Source organism: Thorsellia anophelis DSM 18579, assembly GCF_900111395.1.
GTDB classification, from domain to species: Bacteria; Pseudomonadota; Gammaproteobacteria; order Enterobacterales; family Thorselliaceae; genus Thorsellia; species Thorsellia anophelis.
Map to the genome: position 1 here is coordinate 19205 of NZ_FOHV01000011.1, position 17748 is coordinate 36952.

Below are 17748 nucleotides of genomic sequence, written 5' to 3' on the forward strand. Positions count from 1 at the left end.
GGAGGTCATATGTCTAACATTAAAAAGCGCTTTACTGGTAGTATCGTTGCATTAATCACCCCTATGAATGAGAAAGGTGAAATCGATCATAAGTGCCTTAAAAATTTAATTGAATATCATATTAATAGTGGTACATCTGGGATTGTAGTAGGTGGTACAACAGGTGAATCAGCTACTCTTAACCACAAAGAGAATATTGATATTGTATTAGAAGCAATTGATCTTGCAAATGGCAGGATAGATATCATTGCAGGAACAGGCTCTAATTCTACTGCTGAAGCCATATCACTGACAGCTGGATTAAAAAACAGTTCTGTTGCAGGATGTTTAACTGTCACCCCTTATTATAACAAACCTCCTCAAGAGGGCTTGTATCAACACTTTAAAGCTATTGCAGAATCTACAGATATTCCTCAAATTTTATATAATGTACCAGGTAGAACTGCTTGTGATATGTCTGCTGAAACGGTCGCAAGACTTTCAAAAATACCAAACATTGTATCACTTAAAGATGCAACGGGAAATCTATCGCGCTTAACAGAAATGACCCATATGATAGATCGTCCTGATTTCTCCTTTCTTTCAGGCGATGATGCATCAGGTGTAGATTTTATTCGTTTAGGGGGTGATGGTACAATCTCGGTCACTGCTAATATCGCAGCTGCGCAAATGAGTAAAATGTATGCATTAGCACTAGAGGGTAAGTTTGATGAAGCGTATCAAATTAATGAAATTCTGCTTCCTTTGCATAAGAATCTCTTCGCAGAATCTAATCCTATTCCTGTAAAATGGGCAGCTAAAAAGCTTAATCTAATTGCAAATGATTTTTTAAGGTTACCACTTGTTCAATTATCAGATAAAGCTCAGTTGATCGTTCATCAAGCACTTGTAAATGCTAAATTAATATAAATTGTTCAAACATATCACACTATAAATAAATTTTGCCTTTTAATCATAAGAGTTAAAAACATGAATAAAGCGTCATTAAAAATATTATCAATAGCAGCAAGTGTATTAGTTATCACTGGCTGTTCAAAAGATACCAGTTTCACAAAAGAAGTAAGAGGGCCTGATGATTATTTATATGTTACATCGCCTAAAGAATTAAACATACCGCCATCAATCGCATTACCGCCTCAAAATGGTGATTTTGAAATTGCTTTGCCTGCTAAAGATGGTAATCTTGGACGTGATATTGACATTACTCCTCCTAATGTCGGTTTAACATCAGTTGAAGATCAAGAACAAACCAAATTTGCCCAAGATGAACTATCAAGTGGCCTATATCAAGAATCAATTACAGTATCAAGTGGAACTGATGAAACTAGCCTCCCGATAGTTTTGCTCAATACCAATTTTTCACAAGCATGGGGCATTTTGACAACAAACCTCAGTCAGCTTGGATTTGAAATATTAGAACAAAATCAGACAAATGGTTCTATGAAAGTTGAATATAAAGGCCTATCTTCTTCTGAATTACAATCCTTAGGTGCAGTTGAGTTTTTATTACCTGAAGGAGTCTATTTAATACAGGTTGGTGATTTAAATACTCAAACTTCGATACAACTAAGAAATGAGAAAAATACCTATCTGACACAATCTCAAAATGATGCTTTATCTGAATTGTTGCAAAAAATCGTCAATAACTAATATTGATGTATTATCTAATTGACACCTATTTCACATGTATAGATACCTAAATCTATATGCATATTTAACGAGTCTATAGTAAGAGTTTTAAGATGAAAAAAATCAATGAATTATATCGAGGAAAAGCTAAAACTGTTCATACAACTGAAGATCCTAATTTGCTCATTTTAGAATTTAGAAATGACACTTCAGCGCTCGATGGAGAAAGAATTGAGCAATTTGATCGTAAGGGAATGATAAATAATAAGTTTAATCATTTCATTATGACTAAATTAAGTGAAGCGGGCATAAAAACACAACTAGTCAGCATGATAAGTGATACTGAAAGCTTAGTAAAAAAACTAGATATGGTACCTGTTGAATGTGTCATACGTAATCGTGCAGCCGGTTCACTTGTTAGAAGATTAGGTGTTGAAGAAGGAATAGCACTTTCACCGCCTCTTTTTGATTTATTCTTGAAAAATGATGCTTTACATGATCCAATGGTTAACGAGTCTTACTGCGAAACATTTGGTTGGGTCAATCAAGAGAATCTAGCTCAAATGAAAACCATTTCATACAAGGTTAATGAAATCTTAAGTGAGCTTTTTAAACAAGCTGGGCTAATTTTGGTTGATTTTAAACTTGAATTTGGACTTTTTGATGGAGAAGTTGTGCTTGGAGATGAGTTTTCACCTGATGGATGCCGTCTTTGGGATGTAGAAACATTAGAAAAAATGGATAAAGACCGTTTTAGGCAACATCTTGGAGGTGTTATTGAAGCCTATGAAGCAGTAGCTAAGCGCTTAGGCGTAGAACTTTAATCCAAAAAAATTAACTGGAACATTTTTAATACTTTTGTACTGTATGTAGGAGTCTTGAATTGAAAAAAACAGCTTTTATCTTAATTGATTTGCAAAATGACTATTTAGAAGGCGGGCTTTTTCCTCTTTATAATACTAAAGCAGTGATCGAACAGAACCTAAAGGTTATTGATTTTGCTAAACAAACTCAAAATGAAGTTGTTCACATTCAGCATGTTGCTGATCCAGCTATGGGAATTGCGCCTTTTTTTAATGAAGGAAGTGAAGGCGTGAAAATTACCAATGATATTTTATCCGCAGCACCTGATAGTAAAATAATCATTAAACATTTTGCTGATAGCTTTGAACAAACCGAATTAGATAATTGGTTAAAAGAAAACAAAATCGAACGTATAGTATTGTCTGGTATGATGACGCAAAATTGCGTTACTCATACAGCATTGTCAAAACATGCGGAAAAATATGAAATTGTGGTTTTATCTGATGCATGTACGACTGTTAGTGAAATACTTCACTTAATAGCCCTACACGCTATCTCACCTAGAGTAAAAATAGAAACACTTGACTCTTTTATTGCCCAAGAATCTTGATGTTTTTAGATTAAATTATTATCCAATCAATATTTAAGCGGCCTCTATTTGAGGTCGTTTTGTTATTTATGCTGTAAAACTTTGCCTCAATTAATGCCATGTGACTGACAGTGGCTATGCACTTATTATACGAATCCACGATAAAAACTTACTTCCTTACAATTTATGACCCATGCTAGAGTTATTGGCGCGCTTTGCTAATAATCATGTTCAGTAATATATGGGCTGTCATGACGAAGTTATCAACCCACTAGCCATAAGACTATTCAGTAAGCTAGGTATCGATAAATTTAGCAAGTTATTCTTCTATGAAGGAGCACGTTGACTGTTTAGAGTGTTTCCTCATATACATAGACATAGACATAGGCATTAGCAATAATGATGAATTAAATTCACATCTCCTCTACCCTAAAATACTAGGTTTCCGAACCCCTAATTTTTATCCACATGCATATATCATTCACTAACTTAAAAGTAAATTAAAATTAACTTTAATACAATTAAGGTTAATTTTAATTTACTTTGACTGATTTAATCTTTAAAATATTAAGAATAAATGAAGTGAAAATTAATTTAAGTAAAATATTATTTACCTTAACCTAATTTAAGTAAAGGATAATTTACCATGAAAAATAATAACCATAAAATTAGCCTCATCCCAGCTGCTGCATTACAACACTTTGCAACATTACTCAATATCGCTAGAAAAGAGAAAAATTTCACAATCGAAGATCTATGTTCACGAGTTAACACATCGAAACCAACGATGATAAAAATTCTTAAAGGAGACTCGACTGTTAAAATAGGTAATTATTTTGAGACAGCATGGATTTTAGATGTTCCCTTGTTTGAACCAGAACCAGGAAGATTTGCTGAAAAAAAACGCATAATGGAAAAAATTGATGCTCTTTTGCCTGCTAGAATTTTGCCCAAAAAGGAGATCATTGATGACAATTTCTAATCAAAACTGCTATGTATGGAAATGGTTGAGTAATCAATCTAGCCCAGTCATTTGTGGTAGGCTTGATATAGATGCTTTAGGGAATCAATCTTTTACTTATGGTTCATCTTATTTGCATAGGGAAGATGCTGAGTCAATATACATTGATGAACTTCCTCTTAGACAAGGAATACAATACCCAATCAAAGGAATGAGAATATTTTCATGCTTGCGAGATGCTGCACCAGACGCCTGGGGCAGACGTGTTATTAATAGCCAGTTAATGGGCCGGCAGTTTAATGGTTATCTTGATGAAATTGCATATTTTTTACATTCCGCATCTGATAGGATAGGTGTATTAGATTTTCAGTCTTCAGCAACACAATACATTCCAAGAAAAGCCGATTCAGCCACACTAGAAGAATTACTTAATGCAGCAGATATTATTTCTGAAGGTAAACCCATTTCATCAGATTTAGACAATGCTTTAATGCATGGCACATCTCTTGGAGGTTCTAGACCTAAAGCAATGATAACAGATGGCAATAAAAATACATCGCTAAATTTTCGGCATCTAACGATAGTTACGAAATAGTAAAATCTGAATATATTGCAATGCGACTTGCTTCTATTGCTGGTATATCAGTTGCTGAAATCAAATATATTAAAACCTTAGGTAAAGATGTTTTACTGGTTGAGCGCTTTGATAGATTACATCACGAAAGCGCGTGGTATCGTCGCCCTGTTGTATCTGGATTGACTGTTCTTAACTTAGATGAAAATTGGGCTAGGGAAGCTTCCTATTTGGCTCTTATTGCGCAAATAAAAAAAAATGGAGTAAACTTTCAATTCGATAGTATTGAATAATTAAACGTATGGTCTTTAATGTATTAATAGGCAATACAGACGATCATGCAAGAAATCACGCATTTTTTATTCTAAATGACAAGATTTCCCTAACGCCAGCCTATGATATTTGTCCTCAAAATAGGATAGGTGGAGAGGCAAGCCATGGTATGATGCTCAGTATGAATAATAATCTATCCTTAATAACTTTATGCTTATCTTCTTCTGAGTATTTCAATATTTCTAAATCACAAGCTGAAAAAATCATCATAGATTTGATAGACGTTATAATTAAAAATTTTGATGCTATATGTGACGAAATCAATACCTCAGAAGTGACACGGAAATTACTTTTTCAACGCGTTATATTAAATAACTATATATTTAATGGTTGTGAATGGATAGGCCAACATTTTAAATTAATCAATAAGTAAGGAACTAGTTGTTTAATGATTTGTAATAGCGATAGTGTGATCTTTGTAGGATATCGTCGTTAGCATTTAACTAAAAAATCACGCTAAGCAGAAAATACCCAAAGAATTAATAGCATATGTATTTACAAAAAGGTTTATCTAGAAATTAAAGCCCGCCTACAGCTTGTGAAAAATGGGGTATATCAATACAAATTGGAAGCAAGCAACGTGTCAATTTATAGTAATGTTTAGTATTCGTTTTGGTAATTTACCTTTAAATGAAAATAGCAAATACACAGAATTATTTACAGGGTCAATTATTTTCTGAATAATAAGATGGTCTACATTTTAGACCATCTTATTAATTTAATAACTACAGTTAATTCTATTGTGATTAATGCTGCGCATTAGATCTGAGGACGTTGATTATTCTGCCAGATTGTCAAAAAAGAGTTTATCAACGACTGGCTAGCACTTTTTGTTACTCTTTCAGTTACGCTCTTTTTTGTAACATACTTAACATTTAGTACTTTATTAGTTTTATATAACGATTTTAAATAATCATCACTGGTAGAAATTTCATCAACTAGTCCTTTTTCTTTAGCAACACTACCATACCAATGCTCGCCTGTTGCAACACTTTCAATATCTAAACTTGGGCGTTGTTCTGCTACAAATTGCTTAAATAAATCGTGTGTTTCATTAAGCTCTTGCCTAAATTTTTCTCTACCCTCTTCGGTGTTTTCACCAAATAGCGTTAGCGTCCTTTTAAAAGCACCCGCTGTATGAAGTTCAACATCTATTTCGTTCTTTTTAAGTAATCGATGAAAATTAGGAACCTGAGCAACGACTCCAATCGATCCTATGATAGCAAAAGGCGCAGCAACAATTTTATCAGCAACACACGCCATCATATATCCACCTGAAGCTGCAACCTTATCAACAATAGCAATAAGAGGTATGTTTGCCTGCTTAATTCGAGCTAGTTGAGATGCAGCTAAACCATAGCCATGCACCACTCCTCCTGGGCTCGTTAACCTGATAACAATCTGATCTTTTTCAGATGCAATACTAAGTACAGCAGTGATCTCTTCTCGTAATGCTTTCACTTCTTTAGCGTCCATCCCACCATCAAAATCTAAAACAAAAACACATGATTTTTCTTGTGAATGACTAGCCGATTTCTCTTGATTTGTTTCAGTATTATCTTCACTCATCTCAATTTGAGGTTCGTTAGTCGAATTTTCAAGTTTATCGGTTGATTCATGTTCTTGGGTAAGTGCGATTTCTGAACGTTCAAGCAGATCTGATGAATCATTTTTTTTATTTTGCTTAGCTAGTTTTTTTTGTTCTTTAGCTAAATTTTTTTCATTCTTACGTTTTTCTTTCTCTTCTTGCTTAAGCTTTTTTTCCCAGATTTTTTGTTCAGAAGGATTCATTAGGATTGACTGCATCATCTTAGCAGTATCATCATACTGTTCACTCAAATCAGTAACTTGAATCTGTCCTTTCGCTGTATTATTTTTTTGTCTTAACCCAACAATCAAAGTTAAAATTACTGCAATCGCAGCCACAACTGTTAATGTTTGAGCCAAAAATAGTCCAAAATGTGCTAAATATTCCATATTACCTCTAGTGTTCTAACAAAAAAATAAAGCGTTATGCTAATAACGCTTTATTAAATGATTAACTGCAATTGATGCATGATCATACATCAAAAAAAGAGCATTTGTTTATAATTTCTTAAATATATTTGCCATTTCAATTGCAGTAACGGCTGCTTCCCAACCTTTATTACCAGCTTTTGTGCCAGCTCTTTCAATCGCTTGCTCAATAGAATCTGTTGTTAATACACCAAAAATAATTGGCACTTCAGTTTGCATGCTCGCTTGAGCGACTCCTTTTGCTGCTTCATTGCAGACATAATCAAAATGAGGTGTAGATCCTCTTATCACCGCCCCAAGTGTAATCACTGCATCATATTTTTTGGAAGCTGCTAATTTTTTAGCTACGAGCGGTATTTCAAAAGCGCCCGGAACAAAACTGATTGTCACATCACTTGCAAGTACACCATGACGGACCAATCCATCTTTAGCACCATCTAATAAGCGCATTGTAATAAAATCATTAAATCGACCGACAACAATTGCTATTTTTAATCCAGTTGCAATTAAATCACCTTCAATATAATTAAATGTATTTGTATTAGTACTCATAAAAACTCCTTAGTGAAAATTAAAATTTACCCATTGTTCGTAGCGTTAAGATCATGCTTCAAATTAATTTAATACTTTTATTCAAAAACCAAAATGTTGAATATTAATCAAGATGCGCCATTTTACTTTTTTTGATATGACGATACTGTTCATTTTCTGGCTCAAAACCAACAGCAATCGGTACTCTTTCGATGACTTCTATGCCAAATTTAGCTAATGCGTTAATCTTATCAGGATTATTGGTTAATAACTTAATCTGCCTAATTCCCATATCGCGTAACATAGCAGCACAAAGTTCGTAACTGCGTTCATCTGCTTTAAATCCAAGTTGATGATTAGCCTCAACGGTATCTACACCCTTTTCTTGCAATTCATATGCTTTGAGCTTATTGATCAAACCAATTCCTCGACCTTCTTGCCGCATATATAAAATAATCCCTCCATCTTTTGCTATCATCGATTGAGCATACTGAAGTTGAGGGCCACAATCACATCGGCAGGAACCAAAAACATCACCAGTCAAGCATTCAGAATGAATTCTCACTAATGGTGTTGAGAGTTCTTCTAATTCACCTGCAACCAAAGCAACATGCTCAGCTTGGTCTATTGAATTTTGATAGCCTAGCATTTGAAAATCAACAGTTTCAAGCCCTTCATTCATCATTACCTTGGCAGGTAATTTTACTTTAGCAGCTCTCACAACAAGTTTTTCATCGGTTAACTGCCGGTATAGAACTAACTCTTCAATCGAAATCATAACTAAATTATGTAGCTTCGCTATGTTAAGCAGTTCATCTCGCCTTGCCATTTCACCATCAGGCTTTAATATTTCACAAATGACAGCTGCACTATTAACGCCTGAAAGTTTAGCTAAATCCACTGCCGCTTCTGTGTGACCCCGCCTTTCTATCACACCACCATCTTTCGCGATTAGCGGAAAAATATGCCCTGGTCGTCGAAATTCTGCTGAGCTTGAGTTTGGGTCCGCAACCTTATTAACGGTCAACGCTCGCTCTGCAGCCGAAATACCTGTTGTCGTTAACTCATGGTCAATGCTAACAGTAAAAGCAGTGCCATGAGGATCCTCATTATTGAATACCATCGGGGGCAAATCTAATCTTTTGGCAATTGCTTCGCTGATTGCAACGCACACTAACCCCCTTGCCTCAGTCACGAGAAAATTCATAGACTGTTTTGTAACTTTTTCTGCCAATAATATAAAGTCACCTTCATTTTCTCTGTCATCATCATCAGTGACTATGATAGGCTTACCTTTTTGCAAGGCTAACACGGCTTGCTCAATTTTATGAATGATTTCGCTTGGTACTTTAGTTTCTGTATTAGTCATAATTTGTATAGTCCTTTTATCAAAATCCATATTGTTTAAGCATATCTAGCGTGACACCGCTTGAAGGAGTGGCATTATGCGGGGTATTTACTAAACGACTGGTAAGTAGTTTTTCAGTATATTTTGCTAAAATATCAAATTCCAAATTAACCTCATCCCCCACTTTTTTACTTGCCAAGGTTGTCATTGATGCAGAGTGAGGAATTAATGAAATCGTGAAACTATCAGAAGATACAGAAAAAACAGTCAAACTGATACCATCTATAGTTACTGACCCTTTCTCAACAAGATATCTTGTATACGCTGATGGAAATGAAATCACAATTTTTATGGCATTTTCATTGCGGCTCATTTGACTTATCTGCCCTATCGTATCAACATGCCCAGTTACAAAATGACCACCTAAACGACTATCAGCCCTTAACGCTCTTTCTAAATTAACTTTATCCCCAATTTTTAAAGTTTTAATACTACTTGCTTGCACGGTTTGGGGCATAACATCAACTGTAAAATAAGAGTCTGTAAAGTGTGTGACAGTTAAGCAAATTCCATTAACTGCAATACTATCTCCTAACGTAACATCTCTTAAAATAGAGTTCGCATAAATAGAAATTTTCAAATGATTATGGCCTCTATCTATAGATTTTATTGTGCCAATTTGTTCGATTAGTCCTGTAAACATGTATTATCCTCCGTAACACCCTTTCTATTTTGGCGCATTAATATTTTAATATCCTGACCAATTAACTCGGTATTGACTATTTCAAAGCGTTTAATCTCATCAAGGGGACTAGGCTTAATATTTTGATAGATAGATTGATTCCCACCAAAAACTCTAGGTGATTGATATAAAACCCACTCATCAACTAAATCATCATCAAGTAAGGCAGTGACAAGTCTTGGCCCAGCTTCAATTAATACCCTCATAAGCCCCTGCTTTAACGTCCAACTGAAAATTGTCTTAAGTGAATCATAGGGTTCAACTTCGCATCCTAGATTTATTAACTTTGCTTTTTTTTCTGCAGAATATTGCCCCAATAGTATCGTTCTAAATTGATGAGCTGTTTGAACAATTTTAGTTTCAATCTCAATTTCACCTTGTCTGTCGATTACTATTCTTGCTGGTTGTTTTTGATTTCCATCAAGTCGTACATTTAGCATCGGATTATCAACTTTGACTGTCCCTATTCCTGTTAATATTGCATCCACGCTAGCTCTTAAGTGATGTACATCAATCCTTGCTTGCTCATTGGTAATCCACTGACTTTCCAAATTATCTAAGGCGAGTTTTCCATCTAAACTACACGCTGTTTTTAAAATAACATAAGAACGTTTTGTAATTTGTGATACGAAAAATTCATGATGAATAGATTGGGCTACATGGTGACAAATACCCACGACTACTTCTATCCCTGCTTCTTTTAGCGATAAAATACCCTTACCTTCTACATTAGGATTTTTATCTACTAAGGCAACAACAACTTTAGTAATACCCGCTGCAATTAATGCTTCGGTACAAGGCCCTGTTAGTCCAGTATGGCAACAAGGCTCTAATGTCACGTAAATAGTCGCACCTCTCGCATTATCACCTGCCATATTGAGTGCATGGATTTCTGCATGTGCAGTACCTTGTTTAAGGTGAGCCCCCATGCCGACAAGTTTATTATTTTTAACAATAACCGCGCCAACAGAAGGATTAGATCCTGTTTGCCCATTTGCGTAGTAAGCAAGAGAAAGGGCAAGTCGCATCCAATCTTCATCTGATTTTATTGGTGAATTTGACAATGAATACGGGTTTAATTTTGTCGTAAAATTATGATTATTATCAATGCGCTTATCGGTCGTCTTCAACGGTATTGGAGAAGAAATAGTATAAGATTGATTGTTCAAATTGACTCCTCAAATTAATAAACCAATAGCTAAAATTGCTATCTGATCAGATTTGAGGGAGATAAAGGGAGGTGCAGCCAATACATACTGACCTAAGAAATTTTAAAATATATAAAACTTATAGTTAGATTAATCCAAACTTGTGGTGTTTACTTGCACTGAGTGCAAAGCACAATAACTAACATCTTAATTTTTTTGCTGCATTATCAACAAAACTAGAATATGAGGTTAGCATATAGTAGCTTACTATAAAACCAAACTAACAAAACAGTTCTACAGAAGATTAAAATAATCTCATCTTAGAAACTGAATTGATAGATAAGCCAGTCACTACTCAGCAGTATTCATCTATAAGTTTTACTAAATTATTAAATTTTCTCAATAATATGGATTGTCATACCTTTCTTCTTTCTCCCATCCAGACTTTAACTGTCGGTGCTAGAATCACACTAGCTCCACCGCTTAGCAGTAAAACTACTAAGGCGGGTCACGGACTTAAGGCTATCGCCCTTACCGCCGGTAGGGAATTTCACCCTGCCCCGAAAGAATACTTTGCTCATAAAACAAAGCCCTTATAATTTACGCACAACACAACAAATTGTAAAGCCTTTATTGTTGTTTTCTTACACTATTATTTGAGAAAACCATTGTTAGTATTTTTGCTTATTGACTTAAAACAATTTTAAACCACCCAAGTAATTGATTTTATAAATATTCACTTGACAGGGTTTGAGTGTAGGCTATTGGATGATTAGTATTCTTTTTAAACGTTTAATAACTAGGCTTGATAGGTCAACAATAATTCATTTACATCAAAAAACTAACGACTAAAACATCAAGAGATTGTGAAATTCAAAAGGTTGTGTTAACGCAATTTAGCTAAATGCATTTCCTTTCTCCTAAAATTATTTAATAGAATGCTCGTAGCAAGATGCTTTGTATTGCATGCATATCATACTATGAACTATTCATTACAATATTTATAATATTAATTTTTTAGATGCAAATGAAATGTAATTACTCGTTGCTAGAGTATTAAGAAGTATGGGCTATAAAACTCAAGTTGATCCTAACACTGGCTCTGAAACTTTCTTAACCGTTGTTTCGCAATTTCCCACGGTAACCTACGCCCTGCTTGCTCCATTTTGCTGTAAGAGTTTAATGCACCATCAACCGTAAGGATTCCGTGTAACGAGCTGTTCAACAACCCATAACGTTCCCTGTACCAAAATGGCTTCCTTTTCCGCTGTTTATCGTAAAGCCATATCACCCGTTAAGAAGGGGCATTGTTCCTGCCTTGCTAATGCTAGCGCAAAAAGTCATTTGCACTCGGCCCTACATACTTTTGCATAAGCCCATACGAATACAGCATGGAATCTGATGTGAGTTCGCCTAACAGTAACCCCAGCTCAATTAGATGACGATGATGTTCACTTAGTTCTTCATGAAATAGCGCATCGGGTGCTTTAAATTGGTAAGGCAGGCGGAAGAAATCCTCAAGAATCTGCCCTTCTTCCAGATCAATCAGAATATTCGCATCACTTATCAATAAATACATCTACACCACCTCAGCCAACATTTGACGCTGTTTATGAAGCGTCATTACTGATATTTGCAATAATTCAGCGGCTTTGGATTCACTCAATATCCCTTCGGCTAACGCTCGGAAAACTAACTGTTCAAATAGTTGAGTTTGCTCTTGAGGATAAGGTTGACCTGGCTCCTGTTTACGCCATCCATTTTTTGAAAACTGAATATAGATTTGACGTGCTTTTTCCTTTGAAATAATCCCTAAATCAGCACTGCGATATACGCAAGCCGCCATACTTAACCCAAACTCATGTTTCATAAAATAGAGCTCTTTTGGGTCTATATTAGCGCGTTGCTCACCTAAGTGTTGATGGATGCCGATATCAGGCAATAAAAAGGCAGATGCAAAACGATTACACACAGTTTCTTCATCAAGTGATTCATCTAACACATTATGTAGGACCAAATGCCCTAGTTCGCGCGCCAGTGTAAAACGTTGACGACAACCAGACCAATGTGAAGAGACCACAATAATCGGTTGACCTGAAATATTCGCTTGTAAACCATCGAATTTATCTGCTTGAGTAACATGGCTGATGATCACCAAGATACCTTTTGATTCTAACAAATCAATTAAATTAGGAAGAGGATTCATTCCAAGTTGCCAATCATTGCGGAGTTTAATTGCCGCTTTCTCAACATCATCCAATGTGTTCAGCTTGGGTATGCCAATTTGATAGTCAAAAAGCTTTATTGGAAAATTTGGCCAGATATTTTTGAGTGCCAACCAACGCTCAGCCTGTTCGATAACATCTGACTCTATTTTTTTTAATAAGCCTTTTGATGCAGAGGCTTTCTTACGATATTCAACCTGCCCTAGTGTGACTTGAGTAGGACGGAAGAAATATTCTGTCCGTACAGACAATGCAGTAGCAAGTTTTAATAACACTCCAGAAGAAGGCATGCTTGCGTTATGCTCATATTTTTTAATCATATTCGCACTGATACTCACCTGACCAGCTAATGCTTGCATAGATAAACCAGCAGCGGCACGTGCGCGTTTTAAACGTTCTCCAATCATAATGCTTCCAGTTTATAAAAATTTAAAATATTTAAATAATATAAACCAATATAGTGATTATGTCGACACCTAGCCTATTAGATAGCGTTACAATCCTAATTGACATCATACGATGTAAAAAAATTTTTAGATACGTTCACAGAGTTGAATAGATTTAGCGAAAATCTCTAACCATCTGTATTAAAATAACTTTTAAAGCAGTTAGAAGCGTTATAGGACAAAAGCTGAGTATTTACTATAGGTTAAAGTGTAGTTTTCATCCCATAGATAAAAAAATTCATTATAAATCAGTGCGAAAACATTGATACATCATTTAAAGCTTTAGAATTCAGATTTTAATTCTATACTAATCGAGCGCCCTATACGCTATTTTAACAATATAAGGCTTAATTCTGCTATAGGCTACAAAACACGATTGAACAAAAGCAAAGAATGTACCTACTCATGAAATGTTTAAATTACTATTTTTCTCTTAAAAAATTATTTGTTAGCATAACAATCCCATCACATCAAATTTTTCCTTCTAACATACTAGTCTATTAGAATAATTATCCTTCATAGAGAAGCTAAAAGATTAGTCCGATACAAGCTCAATATTTCATGCTAGAATCAATGAAATTTTATATTAACTGTCAATTTCTATATCAATCGAACATGATGGGGGTTTCATATGAATGTTTTTATTACTGGTGTCAGTTCAGGATTTGGCAAAGCGATTGCAGAAAAATTTATCGCCGAGGGCCATACAGTAGTTGGTACAGCTAGACGAGTTCAGCGTCTCAATGAATTAAAAGCATCACTGGGTGATCGTTTTATCCCATATGAATTAGATGTGATAGATGAAGCTAATACAAAACGTGTGATAATTGACGTAATGAATACACTTGGCAATATAGATGTCGTTATCAATAATGCAGGCATTTCAATGGGGACTGAAAAAGCTCAAGATGCCATTTTATCTGAATGGCATACTGCGATTGATACAAATATTAAAGGAGTAGTTAATGTCACTCATTCAATTTTGCCTTATCTAATCGAACAAGGCTTTGGATTGATCATCAATATGGGATCCACAGCGGGTAATTATGCCTATGCTGGCGGAAATGTATATGGTGGATCGAAAGCATTTTTAAAACAGTTTAGTATTAATTTACGCGTTGATTTGCATGGAACTGGAGTTAGGGTGACGAATATTGAACCAGGTTTAGTCGGCGGAACTGAGTTTTCAGTCATTCGCTATAAAGGCGATGCTGAAAAAGCAAATTCATTATATGCGACCACCGATCCTTTAATGCCTGATGATATCAGTGAGACGGTTTATTGGATTGCGACACTGCCAAAGCATGTTAATATTAACTCTATAGAAATGATGCCAGTTACTCAGTCCCCTGCTGGCTTACAAGTACACAGTATTTCTTAAATTACAATCAAATTTATTTTTGTTACTTTTAACTTGCCTTTTCAATTAGAAAATTGAACTATATAAATGGAATGTTTATCTATGCCCTTAAATGTAATCGCTTTAGATCTAGATGGTACTTTATTAAATGATAATAAGATGATCCCTCAAGCTTCATTAGATGCAATTTTTGATGCAAAAGCAAAAGGAATCGATGTGATTATCGCTACAGGTAGACATCATATTGCAATAACTGAGTATTATCACTTGCTTGAATTATCCACCCCTGCAGTCTGCTGTAATGGTGTGTACTTATATGATATTCATAATGACTCAGTACTATCAAGAACTCCCGTAACACACAACCATGTTGAAAAAATGGTTGCTCTCGGAAATGAACACGGCATCCCATTTTATCTCTATGTAGATAAAGTTATGCTTTACAGTGATGTTGAATCGCATAAAGCGCGTATTTCAGGTTGGGATGAAGCACATCAAGCACACTTAGATCGTGTTTTTAAACATTTCCCTGATTACCTAGACGCTACTAATCATTTTAACGATTTATGGAAATTTTCTTGTGCATGGCATGACATCCCGGCTCTAAAGAAATTTGCTGATGCAATAGAGCAAAAAGCAGGTCTTCAATGCCTTTGGTCTTGGGATAATCAGGTCGATATAGCTATACCTGGCACGGGTAAAGGTCATAGACTAAAAGAATACGTAGAATCAATTGGTAAAACAATGGATAATGTGATTTCATTTGGCGATAATTTTAATGATGTCTCAATGCTAGAAATGGCAGGTATGGGTGTTGCTATGGGTAACCATGCAAAGGGAGTTGAACTACATGCAGATATCGTAATTGGTGATAACAATAGCGATGCAATAGCTAAAGCAATTCGTCAGTATGTGCTTTAATAGACTGTAAATTCAAGTTCTAAATCATATCGGTTGTTTAAATAACCAGCCGATATGGCTAACTTTATGCTCTAACTATTTGAATTCGCCATACACACTTAGCTTACCTATAATTTTTAACCTGAAAAATTAACTGGTTGAGTGTCTCGATTAGTGGGGCCATAAAATCTTTATATTGTTGTTTTTTTTCGCTTATTCTAGATAATTCAGACTCCCAATGAGCAGTCATATCTGGCCTAACCGCAATATCCGGTAACGCGTTAATTAACATCTTACCTTTATCAGTAGAATTAATGCTTCTTCCTTTTTTGACCAAGTAACCACGTTTAAATAGCAATTCAATAATACCGGCTCGAGTTGCTTCGGTACCTAGCCCATCTGTTTCTCGCAAAATCTTTTTCAGATTTTTATCTTGTACAAATCTCGCAATATTCGTCATAGCAGATAACAGCGTCGCATCAGTAAAAGGTCTTGGTGGCTGTGTTTGTTTGGATAATAACTCACCATGATCGCAAAAAATAACTTCTCCAACCTTAAGTTCGGGTAAAAAGATGGCCTCATTTTCACCTTCTTTATTTTGAGTATCATTTTGTTCCTTAACATCAAGCAAAGCACGCCAACCTAATTCATGCAAAAATCTTGACCTAGATAAAAACTTTCCACCATGAATTGCCAGTTCGATTTGACACTGTCTATATTGTGCCGCTGGCATAAATTGCATCAAATAATAGCGAGCAATTAAATCATAAATATTTTGCTCCATCACATTAAAATGCAATTTTGATGCTTTTGCAGTTGGAATAATCGCATGATGTGCATCAACCTTTTTATCATCCCATGCTCGATTTTTGACGTCGGGATTAAAACCATTTGGTAAGGCTTTATGAGAACTATGTTGTAATACTGCGTTAATAACAGACTGTCTATCATTAAAGTGCTCATTTGGTAAATAACGGCTATCTGAACGTGGATAAGTAATAGCCTTGTGCATTTCATACAGCTTTTGACAAGTATCAAGCACTTGCTGGGCACTATAACCAAATTTTTTGGCCGCTTCAATTTGTAATGTTGATAGCGAAAACGGTAGTGGCGAAATTTCTTTTTCTACTTTGTTACTATATTGTTTGACGACTGCTGGTTGATTATGAATACTTTTAATGACATGTTCAGCTAAATTTTTATTGAGCAGTCTCCCCTCTTCATCTTGATAGGGTTCACAAGCTTCACTAGGTTGCCATAGCGCTGTAAATGTATAAGATGGACTAGGTTTCTTTGATTCAATTTCATCAGCAAATAGAACCGCTTTAACTTCAAAAAAATCTTTAGCAACAAAATGATTAATATCTTTATCTCGTTGAACAACTAATCCTAGCACTGGTGTTTGAACGCGACCAACTGACAAAACTCCTTCATGCCCCATTCGTTGGCCTAATAGTGTATAAGCTCGTGTCATATTAAGCCCATAAAGCCAGTCCGCTCGCGCTCTAGCCAATGCAGATGTTGATAGGGGGATAAATTCGCTATTTTGGCGCATTTTATCTATCGCTTTTTTCACTGCCTGAGGATTAAGATCATTGATAAGACATCTTTGTATGGCTCGTTTGCGCTCTTTATCCAGTTCTAAAAAATCAAATACCTCGTCGACTAATAACTGGCCTTCCCTATCAGGATCGCCTGCATGAATAATCGATGTTGCTTTTGCTAATAGATTTTTGATTACCATCAACTGTTTTTTTACATCCGCTCTTGGGATTAATTGCCATTTTTGTGGGATAATCGGCAAGTCATTTAAATTCCATTTTTTATATTTTGGGTCATAAGCCTCTGGCTCTGCTTGCGAAAGTAGATGTCCTACGCACCAAGTCACTACATCACCATTTGCAGCTCTTATCGCCCCATCCTCTCTTTTAGTGGGTCCTGGTAGAACTTCAGCAATGGCTCTTGCTAAACTTGGTTTTTCTGCAATAAATAAACGCATTAGGATGATACTCTCAACTTTTTCAGCAACAGATGAACTTTAATATTCCATTAAAATGATGAGAATATCGACTTTTATATTCCCATCGCTCCTAACAGAGTTAATTTTTTAATCTGCTATTTTATCACTTTTAAATAAATTTT

General features: G+C 35.3%; 17 protein-coding genes, 2 pseudogenes and 1 riboswitch. Of the genes and pseudogenes, 10 read left to right on the plus strand and 9 right to left on the minus strand.

The window, feature by feature from the left end; translation table 11 throughout:
- Positions 1-9 precede the first annotated feature (9 nt).
- The 8 genes from dapA to BMW37_RS15745 all read left to right on the plus strand — a co-directional run bounded on the left by dapA (position 10) and on the right by BMW37_RS15745 (position 5263).
- The gene (dapA, locus tag BMW37_RS08130; RefSeq protein ID WP_093319521.1) at positions 10-909 is read left to right on the plus strand and encodes a 4-hydroxy-tetrahydrodipicolinate synthase; all 900 of its coding nucleotides are present in this window, start codon (positions 10-12) and stop codon (positions 907-909) included.
- Between the two features lie 60 nt (positions 910-969).
- Complete coding sequence (bamC, locus tag BMW37_RS08135) at positions 970-1650, plus strand: outer membrane protein assembly factor BamC (RefSeq protein WP_093319522.1); 681 nt, start codon at positions 970-972, stop codon at positions 1648-1650.
- Positions 1651-1742: 92 nt separating this feature from the next.
- On the plus strand, positions 1743-2453 hold the full coding sequence (gene purC / locus BMW37_RS08140) for a phosphoribosylaminoimidazolesuccinocarboxamide synthase (protein ID WP_093319524.1): 711 nt from the start codon (positions 1743-1745) through the stop codon (positions 2451-2453).
- A gap of 59 nt (positions 2454-2512) precedes the next feature.
- Positions 2513-3043, plus strand: a complete 531-nt coding sequence (locus BMW37_RS08145; RefSeq protein ID WP_093319525.1) for an isochorismatase family protein — start codon at positions 2513-2515, stop codon at positions 3041-3043.
- Positions 3044-3668: 625 nt separating this feature from the next.
- Positions 3669-4004 (plus strand): helix-turn-helix domain-containing protein, encoded by a 336-nt coding sequence (locus BMW37_RS08150; RefSeq protein ID WP_093319528.1) that lies wholly within the window; start codon positions 3669-3671, stop codon positions 4002-4004.
- Positions 3991-4578, plus strand: a complete 588-nt coding sequence (locus tag BMW37_RS15545) for a hypothetical protein (RefSeq protein ID WP_245711044.1) — start codon at positions 3991-3993, stop codon at positions 4576-4578. Before BMW37_RS08150 ends, BMW37_RS15545 begins: the two co-directional genes overlap by 14 nt.
- 14 nt (positions 4579-4592) lie before the next feature.
- Positions 4593-4850: a HipA domain-containing protein gene (locus tag BMW37_RS15740; RefSeq protein WP_281241268.1), complete on the plus strand. Its 258-nt coding sequence runs from the start codon at positions 4593-4595 to the stop codon at positions 4848-4850.
- 8 nt (positions 4851-4858) lie between these two features.
- The gene (locus tag BMW37_RS15745; RefSeq protein ID WP_281241267.1) at positions 4859-5263 is read left to right on the plus strand and encodes a HipA domain-containing protein; all 405 of its coding nucleotides are present in this window, start codon (positions 4859-4861) and stop codon (positions 5261-5263) included.
- Between the two features lie 386 nt (positions 5264-5649).
- Here BMW37_RS15745 and sohB read toward each other — a convergent pair whose 3' ends face one another.
- The 8 genes and pseudogenes from sohB to BMW37_RS08190 all read right to left on the minus strand — a co-directional run bounded on the left by sohB (position 5650) and on the right by BMW37_RS08190 (position 13307).
- Positions 5650-6867, minus strand: a complete 1218-nt coding sequence (gene sohB / locus BMW37_RS08160) for a protease SohB (protein WP_093319530.1) — start codon at positions 6865-6867, stop codon at positions 5650-5652.
- A gap of 108 nt (positions 6868-6975) precedes the next feature.
- Positions 6976-7458 (minus strand): 6,7-dimethyl-8-ribityllumazine synthase, encoded by a 483-nt coding sequence (gene ribH, locus BMW37_RS08165; protein ID WP_093319533.1) that lies wholly within the window; start codon positions 7456-7458, stop codon positions 6976-6978.
- A 103-nt stretch (positions 7459-7561) separates the two neighbouring features.
- Entirely contained in the window at positions 7562-8122 is a 561-nt protein-coding gene (ribA, locus tag BMW37_RS15555; protein ID WP_245711047.1) for a GTP cyclohydrolase II, read from the minus strand.
- A gap of 72 nt (positions 8123-8194) precedes the next feature.
- Positions 8195-8836 (minus strand): annotated as a pseudogene (gene ribB, locus BMW37_RS15560) (3,4-dihydroxy-2-butanone-4-phosphate synthase); the annotation flags it as partial.
- On the minus strand, positions 8826-9488 hold the full coding sequence (ribE, locus tag BMW37_RS08175; RefSeq protein ID WP_093319535.1) for a riboflavin synthase: 663 nt from the start codon (positions 9486-9488) through the stop codon (positions 8826-8828). The gene ribE and the pseudogene ribB, both read right to left, overlap by 11 nt.
- Complete coding sequence (gene ribD, locus BMW37_RS08180; protein WP_218139490.1) at positions 9473-10696, minus strand: bifunctional diaminohydroxyphosphoribosylaminopyrimidine deaminase/5-amino-6-(5-phosphoribosylamino)uracil reductase RibD; 1224 nt, start codon at positions 10694-10696, stop codon at positions 9473-9475. The genes ribE and ribD overlap by 16 nt, the downstream gene beginning before the upstream one ends.
- A 402-nt stretch (positions 10697-11098) precedes the next feature.
- Positions 11099-11247, minus strand: a riboswitch (FMN riboswitch).
- Between the two features lie 755 nt (positions 11248-12002).
- Positions 12003-12254 carry a PIN domain-containing protein gene (locus tag BMW37_RS15565; RefSeq protein WP_245711045.1) on the minus strand — a complete coding sequence of 84 codons (252 nt, stop codon included), beginning with the start codon at positions 12252-12254 and terminating at the stop codon, positions 12003-12005.
- On the minus strand, positions 12255-13307 hold the full coding sequence (locus BMW37_RS08190) for a helix-turn-helix domain-containing protein (RefSeq protein ID WP_093319538.1): 1053 nt from the start codon (positions 13305-13307) through the stop codon (positions 12255-12257).
- Between the two features lie 670 nt (positions 13308-13977).
- On the opposite strand from BMW37_RS08190, the gene BMW37_RS08195 reads away from it, so the two are divergent.
- The gene (locus BMW37_RS08195) at positions 13978-14727 is read left to right on the plus strand and encodes an SDR family NAD(P)-dependent oxidoreductase (protein ID WP_093319541.1); all 750 of its coding nucleotides are present in this window, start codon (positions 13978-13980) and stop codon (positions 14725-14727) included.
- An 81-nt stretch (positions 14728-14808) separates the two neighbouring features.
- Positions 14809-15627, plus strand: a complete 819-nt coding sequence (locus BMW37_RS08200; RefSeq protein ID WP_177168620.1) for a pyridoxal phosphatase — start codon at positions 14809-14811, stop codon at positions 15625-15627.
- A 115-nt stretch (positions 15628-15742) separates the two neighbouring features.
- Here BMW37_RS08200 and BMW37_RS08205 read toward each other — a convergent pair.
- A pseudogene (locus BMW37_RS08205) lies at positions 15743-17605 on the minus strand (DNA topoisomerase III); the annotation flags it as partial.
- Between the last annotated feature and the right edge of the window lie 143 nt (positions 17606-17748).